Origin of the sequence: Lentilactobacillus kisonensis DSM 19906 = JCM 15041 (genome assembly GCF_001434135.1) — a bacterium.
In the GTDB taxonomy this organism is placed as follows: Bacteria; Bacillota; Bacilli; order Lactobacillales; family Lactobacillaceae; genus Lentilactobacillus; species Lentilactobacillus kisonensis.
The window spans coordinates 154,872-171,140 of sequence record NZ_AZEB01000001.1; the positions used below are offsets into that span (position 1 = coordinate 154,872).

Annotated in this window: 14 protein-coding genes; 5 read left to right on the forward strand and 9 right to left on the reverse strand. The window is 40.1% G+C overall.

Going from position 1 to position 16,269, the window contains the following annotated elements; genetic code table 11:
- From folE to folP, 3 genes are read left to right on the forward strand one after another with little or no spacing between them, the layout of a single operon-like run.
- Nucleotides 1-1,065: a GTP cyclohydrolase I FolE gene (folE, locus tag FC98_RS00740; protein WP_008856798.1), complete on the forward strand. Its 1,065-nt coding sequence runs from the start codon at nt 1-3 to the stop codon at nt 1,063-1,065.
- Nucleotides 1,062-2,384 carry a bifunctional folylpolyglutamate synthase/dihydrofolate synthase gene (locus FC98_RS00745; RefSeq protein ID WP_008856799.1) on the forward strand — a complete coding sequence of 441 codons (1,323 nt, stop codon included), beginning with the start codon at nt 1,062-1,064 and terminating at the stop codon, nt 2,382-2,384. The genes folE and FC98_RS00745 overlap by 4 nt, the downstream gene beginning before the upstream one ends.
- Nucleotides 2,368-3,216, forward strand: coding sequence for a dihydropteroate synthase (folP, locus tag FC98_RS00750; RefSeq protein ID WP_008856800.1), 849 nt, complete (start codon nt 2,368-2,370; stop codon nt 3,214-3,216). The genes FC98_RS00745 and folP overlap by 17 nt, the downstream gene beginning before the upstream one ends.
- A gap of 287 nt (nt 3,217-3,503) precedes the next feature.
- Here the strand turns inward: folP and FC98_RS00755 are convergent, their stop codons facing one another.
- Nucleotides 3,504-4,364 (reverse strand): LicD family protein, encoded by an 861-nt coding sequence (locus FC98_RS00755; protein WP_008856801.1) that lies wholly within the window; start codon nt 4,362-4,364, stop codon nt 3,504-3,506.
- Nucleotides 4,365-4,627: 263 nt separating this feature from the next.
- Between FC98_RS00755 and xerS the strand changes: the two genes are divergently transcribed.
- Nucleotides 4,628-5,719: a tyrosine recombinase XerS gene (gene xerS, locus FC98_RS00760; protein WP_054654247.1), complete on the forward strand. Its 1,092-nt coding sequence runs from the start codon at nt 4,628-4,630 to the stop codon at nt 5,717-5,719.
- A gap of 28 nt (nt 5,720-5,747) precedes the next feature.
- On the opposite strand, the gene mutY is transcribed toward xerS, so the two are convergent.
- The 7 genes from mutY to parE all read right to left on the reverse strand — a co-directional run bounded on the left by mutY (nt 5,748) and on the right by parE (nt 14,523).
- Entirely contained in the window at nt 5,748-6,866 is a 1,119-nt protein-coding gene (mutY, locus tag FC98_RS00765) for an A/G-specific adenine glycosylase (protein ID WP_008856803.1), read from the reverse strand.
- 106 nt (nt 6,867-6,972) lie between these two features.
- The gene (gene msrA, locus FC98_RS00770; protein ID WP_008856804.1) at nt 6,973-7,491 is read right to left on the reverse strand and encodes a peptide-methionine (S)-S-oxide reductase MsrA; all 519 of its coding nucleotides are present in this window, start codon (nt 7,489-7,491) and stop codon (nt 6,973-6,975) included.
- Between the two features lie 10 nt (nt 7,492-7,501).
- Nucleotides 7,502-7,930 (reverse strand): peptide-methionine (R)-S-oxide reductase MsrB, encoded by a 429-nt coding sequence (gene msrB / locus FC98_RS00775; protein WP_054654249.1) that lies wholly within the window; start codon nt 7,928-7,930, stop codon nt 7,502-7,504.
- A gap of 145 nt (nt 7,931-8,075) precedes the next feature.
- On the reverse strand, nt 8,076-9,005 hold the full coding sequence (locus tag FC98_RS00780) for a manganese-dependent inorganic pyrophosphatase (protein WP_008856806.1): 930 nt from the start codon (nt 9,003-9,005) through the stop codon (nt 8,076-8,078).
- A gap of 29 nt (nt 9,006-9,034) precedes the next feature.
- Nucleotides 9,035-9,994 carry a LysR family transcriptional regulator gene (locus tag FC98_RS00785; protein WP_008856807.1) on the reverse strand — a complete coding sequence of 320 codons (960 nt, stop codon included), beginning with the start codon at nt 9,992-9,994 and terminating at the stop codon, nt 9,035-9,037.
- 122 nt (nt 9,995-10,116) lie between these two features.
- Entirely contained in the window at nt 10,117-12,555 is a 2,439-nt protein-coding gene (parC, locus tag FC98_RS00790; protein WP_056949022.1) for a DNA topoisomerase IV subunit A, read from the reverse strand.
- A 12-nt stretch (nt 12,556-12,567) separates the two neighbouring features.
- Nucleotides 12,568-14,523, reverse strand: a complete 1,956-nt coding sequence (gene parE / locus FC98_RS00795; RefSeq protein WP_040471513.1) for a DNA topoisomerase IV subunit B — start codon at nt 14,521-14,523, stop codon at nt 12,568-12,570.
- A gap of 148 nt (nt 14,524-14,671) precedes the next feature.
- On the opposite strand from parE, the gene plsY reads away from it, so the two are divergent.
- The gene (gene plsY / locus FC98_RS00800; protein WP_008856811.1) at nt 14,672-15,307 is read left to right on the forward strand and encodes a glycerol-3-phosphate 1-O-acyltransferase PlsY; all 636 of its coding nucleotides are present in this window, start codon (nt 14,672-14,674) and stop codon (nt 15,305-15,307) included.
- An 80-nt stretch (nt 15,308-15,387) separates the two neighbouring features.
- On the opposite strand, the gene FC98_RS00805 is transcribed toward plsY, so the two are convergent.
- Nucleotides 15,388-16,269 carry an aldose 1-epimerase family protein gene (locus FC98_RS00805; protein ID WP_008856812.1) on the reverse strand — a complete coding sequence of 294 codons (882 nt, stop codon included), beginning with the start codon at nt 16,267-16,269 and terminating at the stop codon, nt 15,388-15,390.

Consider the following 16,269-nt stretch of genomic DNA (forward strand, 5'->3'; position numbering starts at 1 on the left):
ATGGAAGATGTCTATTTAAGCTTAGGAAGTAACATTGGCAACCGGCAGCAGTATCTAAATGCGGCGATCACGCTTCTTGGAAATAATCGTCAAATAATAATTGAACGAGTGGCTAATTTTTACGAAACATCACCGGTCGGTAACGTCTCCCAACGACCCTTTGTCAATACGGCGGTTAAAATAGCGACAACCCTTGAACCGGATGATCTCTTGCTGGTAATTCATCAAATTGAAAAGCGACTGCATAGGTCGCGAAAGATTCATTGGGGGCCGCGAACATTAGACATTGATATTATTTTTTACGGCCAACGGGTTGTTCATTCAGATGATCTAGAAATTCCGCACCCTGAAGCCTTCAACCGTCGATTTGTTTTGATCCCAATCAAGGAATTAGTCGATCACTCATTTCCGTATTACGAACAAATAACCAGGGCAATTACCCACATTAATTCCAAAGATCAGGAGCTCAAGCCCGTATCAGCAAAGGATAATCGTGGTAATATCATTGAACGGGCAACTACAAGTATCCTAACGGCCATCGGTGAGGATCCCAGCCGAGCGGGCCTGCTAGAAACCCCTAATCGCGTAAGTCGAATGGATGCCGAAATCTTTTCATCAGTGGGATTAACCGACTTTACAGATTATAAATTATTTCATTCAGAGGATTCTGACCAATCCAAAATGATTATGATGAATAATTTGCCATTTTATTCAATGTGCGAACACCACATGATGCCATTTTGGGGAAGTGTTAACGTCGCCTACATGCCAGCCAATGGCACAATCATTGGGTTAAGTAAGATTCCACGATTGATTGATTTTGTTTCTCACAAATTAACGTTGCAGGAACGATTAACGGATGAAATCATTGATCAGATGACTCGAATCCTGGCGCCAAAGGGAGTTGCGGTCGTTGTTGACGCGCGTCATATGTGTGTTGAAATGCGAGGGGTCAAAAGTAGAGGCGCAATTACAAGAACTATTCGCTTTAGCGGTGACTTCGAAAGAAATCAAGCACTACAAAATGAATTCCTATCAGCAATTAAGGTGACGGGCAAACAATGACTAAGAAAAACTTTTCATCATTTTTATATAACCATGGTGATCGGATAACTTTACTAAAGCGCGTATTAGCTTATTTAGGGCATCCTGATCAGAACTTTTCAATTATTCATATTTGTGGAACGAATGGAAAGGGTTCAACATCTATGATGATTGCTGCTTGCTTAGAGAATTTGGATCAGCGGGTTGGCCTGTTTACGAGCCCTGCGATTGGTCAGCAAACTAACTGTATTCAGGTAAACGGTGTTGAAATCAGTAAAGGCCATCTAAATGATCTGTTTATGAAACTGAAGCAAGTGATGGCAATATCCGAGTTTCATGATGCTGAATTATCTGATTTTGAGGCATTGTTTCTCGCCTCAATGCTTTACTTTTCCGAAGAAGGGGCCGATTATGTTGTTTTAGAATGTGGTTTAGGTGGCGAATTGGACGCTACCAACGCTGTTACAACAACGCTATATTCTATTTTCACCGAAATTGGACTGGATCATTTGGGTGTTTTGGGTAACTCTTTGGAAGAGATTGTCACAACCAAGTCGAAAATTATTAGACCGGCTAACACAACGATTATTGCGCCTCAACATTCGCAAATCATTAATGGCATTATTAAGCGAGAAGCAACGATAAAGGGTGCCAGACTAATTGATGCCGCAAAAACCGTTATAATTCACTCTCAAAATATTGGTCAGCAACTAATGGTTGATTACCAGACTAGTCAACAACATGGTCAATTTCAATTCGGGCTATTAGCAAATTACCAGTTAGAAAATGTTCGAACCGTTATTGCTTGGCTAATTGATTTTTGTCAAAGCAAGCATCTCACTAACCAAATTAGTGACTTGTTAAATCATGCATTAGCAACGATCAACGTACCAGGGCGTTTTGAGACCGTGAACAAAAAACCAATGATTATTGTTGACGGCGGGCATAATCTTGATGGTATTACGGCATTTGCCAACACAGTCAATACCATTTTTCCACACTACAATAAACTGATTGTGACTGGTTTTTTGAAGGATAAAGATTACCAGGACTCGGTACACAAATTATTAGGAATCAAGCAGGCCCATTTTATTATCACGGAACCAGACAATGTTGATCGAAGATTAGCAGCAAGACAGCTGCAGCAAGCATTCATAGATGCTTCTGGGATAACCTACCCAGTGTTTAAGCGGCCCATTACAGCGATTAAAGCTGCGATTAACGCTGCAAACCGCCAATCCAAATTACTAATCTTTGTGGTCGGATCGTTTTATCTATTAAATCCAATTCGAACGTATTTAATAAACAAGGAGGATAAATACAATGGTGACACTAAATAAGCAACGTTTTTCAGGTAGTAACTTTGACTTTAATCTCAGTAAGTCACCCATCATATATGCCATCTTGAACCTTACCCCGGATTCCTTCTTTGATGGCGGTGTTAACGCTGGAATAGATAATGTCTTTCAACGAATTGAGCAAGAAATGGGTTATGGTGCTGCGATTTTTGAACTTGGCGGAAAATCTTCAAAGCCTCATTTCGACGACATTAGTGCAGATGAAGAATGGGGAAGGGTTGAACCATATTTAAAAGCAATTCAAAAGCGGTTTCCCAATATTATTCTTGGTCTCGATTCGAATACAAATGAAGTTATTGAACGCGGTTTAAAATCAGGCATTCAAATTATCAATGACATTGATGGCTTTAATTCTGACGCAAAGCTTCAATTGGTTCAGCAATATCATCCATCGGTGGTCACAATGTTTAACGGCAGAAACTTTGACGAACAACCAGATACATTACTTAAGACAATGACTGATTTTTTTGAAAAAGCAATCGGAAATTTACAGTCAGCGGGACTTTCCAAATCAGAAATTATCGTTGACCCAGGAGTTGGTTTTTCAAACCATAATACATTAGAATTTGATATCATCAAGATGAAAGCCATTAAGGAGCTTACCAAGCTTAATACGCCAGTAATGACGGCGATTTCGCGAAAAAGTTTTGCCAAACGATTATTTGGCTTTGAATTAGAAGATCGTTTGATTCCGACGTTACTTTTTGAAGCCTATATGATTTCGCTTGGGGGTGGCATACTTCGGGTTCATGACGTTAAAGAAACCAGAGAATTGATTGAGACGTTTAATATTTTTAAGGATGAATTGATGTAGGAACTATGTTGAAATTAAGCGACGACTGGCTAACATGTATTTTAAATACTAAAAAAGTATTATGACCATCCTTGAAACAATTAACAAAGGATGGTCATTTTTTGCTAGCGAATGATGGAGTAGGTGGGACTGCTATACAGTGTTTTTGGAATTACAAATTCTACTTTACATAATATATATTATACGAAGTAGAGAATTGATAAAAAAGAAATGCCAGTTTAAGATACTAACCAGTATCAGCAACTTGCATTTCTAAATTACTAATCATCTTAAACCGACAACTTTAGTTAGCCAGCTTCTGCCTTAAAACCATTTGCTGATGTTCGTGTGTTTTGAACGTCATCCTCTTGCAGCGGTTGTCGATTATCAACCTTAGCACGTAAAATATGGCGCTGAATGCGTTTCTCAACCGGTGGTAGTTTCATATAATCACCATACAAACGTTTTAGATATGAATCATACGCAGCTAGTATCGGTACGCGTAAATTTTCAAATGGTACTTGAATCAAATGCTGCATTTCATCAGGGAAAATGATTTCCTTACCATATGCATATGGTGAAGATAAATTAACATATGGTAAGTCTGGCTGGTCGTCGTACTGAGTCATTGTTCGTAAACGAAGATTATAAAGTTGCGGCAGCGTTAGTTGACTATATGGATGATTCGTAAGTCCTTGCTCGTCCGCAGAATAAAAGCGCCGTCTAACTTCCATTAAGATGTTTTGTAGAACCATCTTTTGATCGGATTGTTGCTGCTTGATTAACGGCATTTTATCGAATGGAAAAACATCAATAAAAATGCCATTGTGCGCTTTGGCGGCTTCTCGTCCACGTTCTAGAATTTGAGAATCACGCGTCATAACTTTAGCAAAATCATATTCATAACGTGGATTTAACCGGTTTTCTTCGATAACGTAATCCGTTGATTCTAGCTCAATTGGTGCGACCGTAAGAAATTTTTCAAAGTCTTGACGGGTCAACCCAATATCAATATCATCGTCCCAAGGAATAAAACCATGGTGACGAACCGCACCAATTGCGGAGCCTCCAGTCATAAAATAGTTGATATGGTACTTAGAAATTAGCTTGGCCACTTTCCTTAGAATATCCAACTGGATTACGTGAATTTGCTTCATATCAATCATCATATTGGAAGCCCCCTTAACTTATTAGTACGATATCATGCCAAAACCTCTTTTACTAATTTTTATTTATCAAAAACTATTTTAGACAGTGTACCACGAACGGTCAACTATTTAGTCTTTATTTATACAAATTTATCGTGATTTTATGATATAATATAACTTGATAAAACCGATATTTTATTAAGTTATATTAAAAAATAATCACTATCCCCATCAGATTTTTGATTATCATAATGATATTATTTGAATTTTAAGGTGATTTTAAAATGAAAAAAGAAAATTATATTGCTAACAACGAGCAGCTTGTGAATCAAATGCCGCCCTACATTCAAGATTATTACTTAGAAAAATCCACAATTCCACTATCGCCCGCCACATTATACCAGTATCTCAGTGAATTCAAACGCTTTTTCAACTGGCTTGTGGCTACTAATATTACTACTGCAACTTCAATTAACCAGATATCACTTACTGATTTGGAGCACCTTTCAAAACAGGACATGGAGCTTTATAAGGCCTTTCTTTTAAATCGGGGTAAGCAAAGTGCTAAAAATCCCCAGGGGACGCTTTCTCACCAAACAATCAACCGATCATTAAACGCGCTGGGCGCTCTTTTTCGCTATCTAACTGAAGAATCCGAAAACCAAGATGGTGAACCCTATTTTTACCGAAACGTCATGAAAAAAATTACGTTGGTACCAGATAGTGAAACTTATCAGACACGTGCTCACAATATTAAAGATAAGCTTATGTTGGGTCACGCAGACGTCGATTATCTCAACTTTATTTTGAATAATTATCCAACCCAAATCCGTGGTAAACGCTTATTAAAAATGTACGAACGAGACCGGGAACGTGACGTTGCGATTAACGCTTTGATGCTTGGAACTGGCATCCGAGTTTCGGAATTAGCAAACGCTAATGTAACTGATTTAAATTTGAAGAAAGCAATTATTTCGGTTATTCGCAAAGGTGGTAAACGCGATGCAGTTCCAATTGCTGATTGGGTTTTACCTTATATCAAGCCCTATCTAGTAATTCGCAACAAGCGTTACCTTGCAGACAAAACCACCCCTGCCCTCTTTCTCACAAAAGGGGCCCACCAGCCGCGGCGAATTTCTACCGCAACCGTTGAATTATTGGTGGCTAAATATTCTCAGGCTTTCAACCATGTTCGAATTACTCCACACAAATTGCGGCATACGCTAGCATCCAAACTTTACCTAGAAACTAATAATGAGCACCTTGTCGCAACACAACTGGGACAAACATCGACAAAGGCAACCGGCCTATATACCCATATTATTGATACCAAACAAAAAGAAGCCCTTGATGGCCTGCACGAAACTGACCACTAAGCGCCTAGAATCAGAAAGCAATTTTGTTTTAAGCCTCACTTATCAAAGAATCCTGATAGGCTATCCACATTTTGGACTGAACCTTAGAAAACGTGACGTTTGTGAAATTAGTTGCTTGAACCCAATTTCCAGGAAAGTAACTAAGATCACAATTCGCATTAAGTTGGCCAGTAAGCATCGTAATGTGCCATTTTTGATGCGTAAACGTATGGTTAACTGGCTTTCCAGAAATTTTCCTCAAATGAATTGGTAATTGAAAGTCGCTTAATAGTTGACTTTCTAGTTGTTGGATTAACTTCGGCTCAGTTAATTGCTTACCGTCAGTCAGCGATTGCTTATTGAACAACGGAAACATCCAAAAGTGGCTCAGAACACCTGTTGCTGGTCGTTGTTCAAGTAAGTAACCCTTCTTAGACTGAATCACCAAGCCAAAATAGTCAATTGGAACCGGCCGCTTTTTCTTGGTCTTAACCGGGAAATGATCTTCAATCCCATCCAAATAAGATTGGTTGAACGCTTTTACCGGTGATTGATCAGTATCATAGTTTGTTGCTGTCATGAAGCTTGCTCCCAAATCCATAATGGCTTGATTAAAGTCACCGGGGCGTTCTTGAGAAATCAGGTGATTAATCACGTTCTCAAATACCTTACGTGTTTGTGGCTTAGCTATATCATCGTCAATTTCTAGTAACCTGGCAAATACCCGAAACGCATTGCCGTCTACGGCAGCCGTTGGTTGGTTAAAGGCAATACTGGCAATTGCACCAGCAGTGTAAGGGCCAATGCCACTTAACTCTTGAAGCCCCAAAGTGGTTTGGGGCCATTTGCCATGATAATCAGTTACAATTTGCCGAGCAGCTTTTTGTAAATTTCGTGCTCGGGAATAATAACCCAATCCTTCCCAAGCCTTCATTAAATTGTCTTCGTTAGCCTCCGCCAATGATTGAACCGTTGGAAACTGCTGCATAAAACGCTGGTAGTAAGGAATAACCGTTTGGACTTGGGTTTGTTGAAGCATAATTTCAGATGCCCAAACGTGATATGGATTTTTATCTTGTCGCCAAGGAAGATCCCGTTTGTTTTGATCATACCAGTCAAGAAGCGTTTTTTGAAATGCTTGAATTTTATTTTCCGACCACCTAATCATTTGAGAACCCCCTTTCGAATTAAATAATTACTTAACAGATATGTAAAAAGTAGCAACCATTCAAATACCTAACGATTGAGAATGGTTTGCTACTCCGGATAAGTTATTAACCTTGCCAATGTTGCTTAATAAAGGTTTCTCTGCCGCCCATTTCTTCCATCTGGTAGCGAAGTGGATTTTTCTTGTAGAAAGCTTGATGCTCATCTTCTGCTGGATAAAACGGCTTGGCATCCTCAATTTGAGTCACAATTGGATCGTCAAATTGTTCACTGTCGGCAAGGGCTTTTTTCGAGGCTTCAGCAATTTTTCGTTGTTGTTCATCTTTAACAAAGATCACCGGGCGATAATTATCGCCACGATCTTGGAATTGCCCCATAGCATCGGTTGGGTCAGTCTGATGCCAATAGATTTCTACTAATTGCTGGTAACTGATAACTTTTGGATCAAAAATAATCTTAACCGCCTCAGTATGCCCAGTAGTATGGCTGGCAACCTGTTCATAAGTTGGGTTAGGGACATGACCACCCGTATAACCAGAAATCACTTTTTTAATGCCTGGTATGGTATCAAATGGTTTAACCATGCACCAAAAACAACCACCGGCAAATATCGCTGTATCTTCCATTTAGTTCACCTCATTTAAATAATTCACTGTACTTACCATATCCTGATGCGGCTAATTTATCAACCGGAATAAACTTTAAAGCAGCTGAATTAATACAATACCGTTGGCCACCAGCTTCGGTTGGCCCGTCTGGGAAAACATGACCTAAGTGAGATTGAGCTTCCTTACTAGTTACCTCTTCTCTGATCATGCCGTGTGAGGTATCTAACTTTCGATTAATCGTCGCATTGTCAATCGGTTTCGTAAATGATGGCCAACCACAACCAGCATCGTATTTATCCTTTGACGAAAATAATGGTTCTCCACTTACAACATCGACATAGATACCCGCTTTATAGAAATCATCATATTTTCCAGTAAAGGGTGCCTCAGTGCCCTTTTCTTGAGTAACTGCAAATTGTTCTGGGGTTAATTTTGACTGAAGATCTTGCTTATCCATAGGTTACATCCTCCTATTCAGCTCATGCCAAATCATAATAGGGTTTAAATTGTGCACAATTTAATTTTAATTATAGGATGAATGACCCGCATTGTAAACAAAAAAAGCCACGGTCAAAGTTTATACCGTGGCTGATACGATTAAATTAACTTAATGCGTCATTCAATGGTGGCACAACCTGCTTCTTACGGGAAACAACTCCTGGTAATGACATCGTTGCATCTTTGCTGAGCTTATTGTTAAAGGCCTTTTCAACGGCAGCCACTGGGTCACCAATCACAATCATTCTTGAATCACTATTCAAGACGTTTGTCACTAGGACTAAGAACAAATCGTAGCCCTTATCAGCAGCTTCTGCGGTCATCGCTTTCTTAATGTCATCTTGACGTTTGTCGATATCACTAAATTCAACCACGTTAATTTGATCAATCCGAACACTCTTACCGCCCATCGTAAATGATTTAGCATCAGAGTCGATTAACTCTTGGTCACTCTTAGCAGCAACGTTAGTACCAGCTTTTAACATTTCGATACCGTATTTTTCGTAGTCAATATCAGCAATCTCAGCCAATGTCTTAATGGCGATTCGATCCTCATCAGTCGTTGTAGGTGACTTCAATAATAATGTATCAGAAATGATCGCGGATAACATGAGACCGGCTAGTTGAACAGGAATATCAATCTTGTTTTCATCATACATCTTAGTAATAATCGTACTGCAACAACCAACCGGCTCTGCTCGATAGTATAAGGGCTGGTCAGTTTGGAAGTTTGAAATTCGATGATGGTCAACAACATGGGTGATTGTTAAGTCCTTGATGTCACTCACACTTTGCTGGAATTCATTGTGATCAACTAACATAACCGAATCCACTTCATTTTTAGCGGTTTTGATGATCCGTGGGGTTGGTTCATCAAAGTAGTTTAAAACAAATGCTGTTTCAGCATTGGGTTCGCCCAAAGCAACAGCTTCAGTATCATAACCTAATTGATTTTGTAAATACGAATATGCTTTAGCAGCAACAATCGCATCAGTATCAGGACTTTGATGACCAAAAACTAATTCTTTACTCATTAATATGATCTCCTTTTAACTAGTTAATTTTATTTTGCCAAACGAGATAAATAATCTTTTTTGGCTAAATAATCATCGAATTTACTTAAGAATCTACCAATCCGGGGAATTTCATTCTTATTCTTACGGTAAACAAATTTCAAATCAAACCGAATTTTTGGATCAAATTCAGTTACCCAAATATCATCGTCAGTCATTTTGTTTAAATCAAGATTAAGCAAAAATGATTTTGGTAATGCTGTATTGGTATGGGTATTAATCGCAAATTTTAAAATTTGTTCAGGCATCGTATATCTGGCAGCGGTTTGTGGAAAATCAACCATTTGATTCTTGAAAGTTTCCCTTAACGTTTGATTCAAGTAGTAATCCTCTGGATACATTACCCATGGCCGATCACCAACGTATTTTAGCCTAATTTTCTTCTTATCCGCAAACTTGGGGTTATGATGAATAAACAATAGATCATCTGAAATGATTTTTTTGGAACTATAAGGTTTCCAATTCTTAATTGACTCATCAGGCAAATACATAATTGCCAGATCAATCCGGTTATTTTCAAGACTTTCCCAGATTTCTTTTCTCGTTAACATGTGAAAGTTAACTTCAAGATCAGGATTATCCTTGTATAGATCTAACGCAAAGTCCTCAAATACTTTTGTTTCAATCGAAGCCAAAATTCCTAAATTAATCTGGCCAGTGGTTGAACTCGTTGCCTGTTGAATCTCATCAGTTGCGTCGTTTAACAGATCATATATTTGATGGGTGGTTTTGAGCATGATATAGCCGGCATCCGTTAACCGCAACTTTTTACCTACCGAATAAAACAATGCGGTCCCAACGGTTCGTTCAAGCTTTTTGATTTGTTGAGTTAAGGCTGGTTGGGTAATTCCCAGGATTTGGGCTGCCTGGGTATAATTCATTGTATCGGTTAACTGGAGGAAGTACGTCAAAGTTTTTGATGAAAAAATATTCTCCTGCGTGGTTTTCATTCAGTCTCTCCTTAATGGGCCAATCTTGACCATTAGATAATTGATTCTTGACTATTAATATTAATAATAATTTGAAACCAAAATATATTCAATTATTATTACTCAACATCAGATAAATTTAATTAATTAATCGTAATTTCTGATGGTTTTTGCCGGATGACCGCTGGAATTCCCTCTGAGTCAATATCAATGACAAATGATCCATTTGAATAGCGGCCACCAACTGAAAATTCACTTGGTAAAATATCATGAACCCGTTTCCGGTCGGTTAAGACTTCAAGTGGCGTATGTCCATCCACAATGGTTTCGAAATCAATTACCCGGTGAGGATTATTCTTGAGTTCCCGAAGAATCATAACCCCTTTTCGGGCTCTGGAGGTTGCGGGAATTTCCTTGACTGCCAATTTTTTAAATGCGCCTCGTTGAGTCACGATGGCGACAACGCTCGTCTCATCAACCAGTTGTAAATCAACGACCTTATCGTCGTTACGAAGTGCCATTGATTTAACACCCGTTGTTCGGGCACCATTAATGGAAACTTCCTGTACATTATACCTAAGGGCTAACCCATCTCTAGACATTAATAAAAGCTGCCCAGCCTGTTGATCAGCGGTAAGATACTTGACAGCAACTACTTTAGCATTACTATCTTTTAACTTTTCATACGTGTAAGCATGCTTCTTATATGTCCGCCCAGGGGTCAGGTCGGTAAATGCAGTTTGCTTAATGTGGCCCTCATCAGTCGCAATTAAGAAGTTCCCTGGTTCCTTGAGCGAGTTGAACGCAAAAGTGCCAATGATGTCTTCATCTGCATCTAAACCAATTGTTTGTGAAATGTGTTCGCCGGTATCTTTCCATTTTGCATCGGTAATCTCGTAGACCGGCCGATAGATCAGGTTCCCCTTGCTAGTGAACATAAACAGGTGATCCCTCGCATTTAATTCCTTCATGAAGATTGAATAATCGTCGTCTTTTAAGCCGTTATCAGCGCCAGAAGCTTTATATGAACGAATACTACTGCGCTTAATATAGCCATCGTGACTGACCATGACAATGACGTCTTCGTCTGGGATCAAAACATCTGTACTAATTTTGATGTCAGAAACCTGACTTTGGATCTCAGTTCGACGAGGGTTACGATAAGTCTTAGCAAGCTCTCGCAGCTCCCTTGATAAGACCCGGTTAAGTTCTACTGGGTTATTTAGGATCTTTTCAAAGCTGGCAATTTGGTCGGCTAAATGCTTATTTTCTGTTTCAAGTTGCGTAACATCGGTATTAGTTAATCGATAAAGTTGTAAAGCAACAATCGCGTCGGCTTGCTTCTCAGAGAAATCGTATGTTTTAACCAAATTATCCCTTGCATCCTTACGATTCTTGCTTGCACGGATAGTCTTAATGACTTTATCAAGAATGGAAAGAGCTTTAATTAACCCCTCAACGATGTGTTGACGTTCTTGCGCTTTTTTGAGATTGAATTTTGTCCGTTTCTCAATAACCCGTCGTTGAAATTCAAGATAAGCAACCAGAATTTTCTTAAGTGACAGGCGCTCTGGCCGCATGTGATCAATGGCAACCATGTTAAAGTTGTAGGAAACTTGTAAATCAGTATTTTTGAATAAATAATTCAAAATGCCGGTTGAGTCAACATCCCGTTTTAGTTCAACAACAATACTTAATCCATTTCGATCACTTTGATCTCGGACTTCAGCGATGCCTTCAACTTTTTTGTTCAAGCGGATTTCATCAATTCGTTTCACGAGTTGGGCTTTATTAACCTCGTAAGGGATCTCAGTAATAACAATCTGCGATTTATTGCCCTTTAATGGTTCGATCGATGTTTTCGATCGAACCATGATTTTGCCGTGGCCAGTTTCGTATGCCTTTTTAATGCCATCAATTCCCTGAACAATGGCGCCAGTGGGAAAATCTGGGCCCTTCACAAATTGCATCAGATCATCAAGCGTTGCGTCTGGATGCTTTTGTAGGTATAAAATGGCATCGATTACCTCACCCAAATTATGCGGCGGAATATCGGTGGCATATCCGGCTGAGATGCCAGTTGAGCCATTTACTAGTAAATTAGGGAACCGAGAAGGTAAAACAGTTGGTTCATACTCGGTATCGTCAAAATTTAAGACCCAGTCGACAGTATCCTTATCAATATCTCGAAGCATTTCACTAGAGATTTTGCTTAAGCGGGCTTCAGTGTACCGCATCGCAGCAGGCGGATCACCATCCATTGAACCATTATTACCGTGCATTTCAATCAGTGGTTCTCGGACTTTCCAATCTTGGCTCATTCGAACCAATGCTTCATAAATTGAACTATCGCCATGGGGATGAAAATTACCCATCACGTTTCCGACTGACTTGGCGGATTTTCTAAACGCCTTATCGTAGGTATTGCCGTCCTTATTCATTGCATATAGGATTCGCCGTTGAACCGGTTTTAAGCCATCGCGAATGTCAGGTAAGGCCCGTTCTTGAATAATTGACCGTGAATAACGGCTAAACCGTTCACCCATAACATCCTCGAGGGTTAAACTCTCAATTTTACTCAAAGCCGCTCCCCCTTAATTAGTTGTGTTGTCTAAAATACTGCCCTCTTCTTCGAGGTTAAACTTAACGTTACTTTCAATCCATTTCCGCCGGGGTTCAACTTTATCACCCATCAACGTTGTAACACGACGCTCAGCCAGTGCAGCATCATCGATTCGAACCCGGATTAAGGTTCTAGTATCGGGATTCATTGTCGTTTCCCACAGCTGATCGGCGTTCATTTCACCAAGTCCTTTGAATCGCTGAAGACTATAGCCCTTACCAAATTTTTTAGACACGCGGTTAAGTTCATCATTAGTCCAGGCGTATTGAATTTTCAGTTTTTTGCCGGCGCCTTTTTGAAGTTTATATAGTGGTGGCAAAGCAATAAATACCTTACCGTTATCAATCATTGGCCGCATATACTTATAGAAAAATGTCAGCAAGAGAATTTGGATATGGGCACCGTCGTCATCGGCATCCGTCATAATAATGATTTTGTCATAATTGGCGTCTTCAATATTAAAATCAGCACCGACCCCGGCACCGATGGTATAAATCATAGTATTGATTTCTTCGTTTTTCATAATTTCTGGTAATTTTGCTCGTTCGGTGTTCAAAACTTTACCTCTAAGCGGCAAGATTGCCTGATAACGCCGATCACGCCCTTGTTTAGCGGAACCACCAGCGGAATCACCTTCGACCAGGAATAATTCATTTTTACTATAATCCTTAGACTGAGCGGGAGTTAGCTTCCCAGAAAGCAACCGTTCTTGTTTCTTGTGGCGTTTACCATGACGCGTTTCATCCCGGGCCTTTCTGGCGGCCTGGCGAGCTTGGCGGGCACGTAATCCTTTATGTACTAACGTTTGAGCAAACTCACCGTTTTCCATTAAGTAGTAACCCAGCTTCTCGCTAACAACGCTGTCCACAATTGCGCGAGCTTCCGGCGTCCCTAATTTTTCCTTTGTTTGCCCTTCAAACTGAAGAATTTCTTCTGGGATACGCAGTGATAAGACCACGGAAAGCCCCTCGCGGACGTCACTGCCCTCAAGGTTTTTATCCTTCTCCTTCAGCAAGCCAACTTTTCTAGCATAATCGTTAAAGGCCTTGGTCCAGGCATTTCTAAAGCCGGCTTCGTGGGTGCCACCATCCTTTGTTCGGACGTTATTAACAAATGAAAGCATGGTTTCTGAATAGCCATCGTTGTATTGTGCAGCAACCTCGACTTCTACGCCAGATTTGATGCCATCAAAAAACATGACATCGCCAAGTGTATGTTTATCTTCGTTTAAATACTGAACAAATTCTTTAATTCCCTCTTCGTAATGGAAGGCTTCCTCTTGTTCTTGCCCTGGCCGCTCATCGGTTAACGTAATCTTAGTTCCTCTTAATAGGAACGCCGATTCGCGTAGCCGTTCAGACAGGGTGGAAAAGTTGTAAACCGTACTGGTAAAGATCTTAGCATCCGGCTTGAAAGTGACGGTCGTGCCACTATGATCACGGGTTTTGCCAATCTTCTTCAAAGTGCCAACAGGATGGCCGCCGTTAGCAAACTTTTCTTCGTACTTAAAGCCATCTCTAACAATGATGACTTTAAGAGCGGAAGAAAGTGCGTTAACAACACTGGCACCAACCCCGTGCAAGCCCCCGGAAGTCTTATAGCCCCCTTGACCAAACTTCCCACCGGCATGCAACATCGTCAAAATAACTTCTGGCGTCGGTTTCCCAGACGCATGCATTCCAACGGGCATTCCCCGGCCATGATCTTTTACAGTGATACTATTATCCTGGTGAATTGTGACATTGATCTCATCACCATATCCAGCCAAGACCTCATCAACAGCGTTATCAACAATTTCATAAACCAGATGATGAAGGCCACGGGAATCAGTGGAACCAATGTACATCCCAGGACGTTTTCTAACAGCGTCGAGTCCCTCAAGTATTTGAATCGAGGAATCATCGTATTTTTCCTTTTGTTTTACCATATTCGTTGTGACTCCTTTTTTGCAATCTACTTCATAATAACCTAAATCAGCGGCTTTGAAAATAAATTTTGTTGGCGCCAACCCATTATCATGCTAAAATTAAAGGCGCTACAAAAGGCAATAGCCATTAATAATAAAGAGGTTTAATATGAATTCTGAAATGTTCCAAGTTATCTTAATGTTAGTTCTTGCTTATCTGTTAGGGGCCATTCCAAGCGGTGTGTGGATTGGGAAGGGCTTCTTCCATATTGATATTCGCCGTCATGGATCAGGAAACATTGGGACTACTAATACCTATCGGGTGCTAGGACCAATCGCCGGCACAATTGTCATGGCAATGGATATTTCAAAGGGAGCGGTTGCAACCTTGTTACCGGTGTTCTTTGGTAATTTCACCGTCAATGCATTAGTCTTTGGGCTGGCGGCAATTTTAGGGCATACCTACTCTATCTTTGACCACTTTAAGGGTGGTAAGGCTGTCGCAACTAGTGCTGGGATGATTTTGGCTTATCGACCAACGTTTTTCTTTATCGCTGCCGGAATTTGGATCTTAATCATCTTACTAACAAGTATGGTAAGTTTGGCAAGTATGGTTGCTTTTACAATCACGACGATCGCAACGTTTTTTATTAACGACCTGTTCTTAAGCATCTTAGCAATTATCTTGACAGTGTTTATATTCTACCGACATCGAACCAATATTCACCGCATTTTAAACGGTACCGAAAGCATGGTTCCCTTTGGATTGGGAAATTACCTGCGAAAGCGGCGCCCATCTAATTAACGTCATTTCTAAATTCAAAACCCAATAAAAGCGAGCAATTCGTTAATTGAATCACTCGCTTTTATAATATTTAGCCTTTCTTAGAAGAAACTGATTTCGTACTTGGCATCAAACTGATGACCGCTTGCCAATTTGTTAATGGCAAATTTATCTTCAAGCTTACCATTAGCGTGAACAGTATCAGCTAATCCCCACCAAGGCTCAATACAAGCGAATGGTGCCTTCTTAGGGTATGGTGACCAAATCCCCACATAAGGGGCATTGAAGACGGTGACGGCAACGCCATGGTCATTGGCAGTACTTGATAACATCACGGTCGTCTCCTGCTGATTCAGATCAAGAACAAGCGCATCACTATCAAATAACTTATGCTTTAATGGCATTGGTTTGGTAAAATCTAACGTCTGTTGATCATCTGGATTACTGTACGGCGGTTTTAAAGGAATTCGCCGATAGTCTTTTTTGGGAGCAACCCGGACAAAAGCGTCCTTAAAGGTTCCCTGACCAGCAATTAACGGAACGTTAAACCCGGGATGGGCCCCAATCGAGAACAATAACTCATCCGTATTCGGATTAAAGACGCTCAAGCTAACTTTTAACGCGTGGCCCGTCAATTTGTAAGAAATAACCAAGCGAAATTTAAATGGATACTTCTTCAACGTTTCCGGACTATCGGTTAGTTCCAAATCTACTGATGATTCATCTTGATTTTTAACTTCAAAGAAATTGTCCCGGGCAAATCCGTGCTGAGTCATTTCGTAAGTCTGGTTGTTATATTGGTATTGGTTATCCTTTAGTCGGCCAACGATCGGGAAAAGGACTGGTGCATGACGCTTCCAGTAATTAGGATCAGCTTGCCAAATATATTCGATGTGGTCAGCATCATTTTCTTGAACACTTGTCAATTCAGCGCCAAATTCGTTAATCGTTACCGTTAGATACTGATTTTTCAATGTAATCAT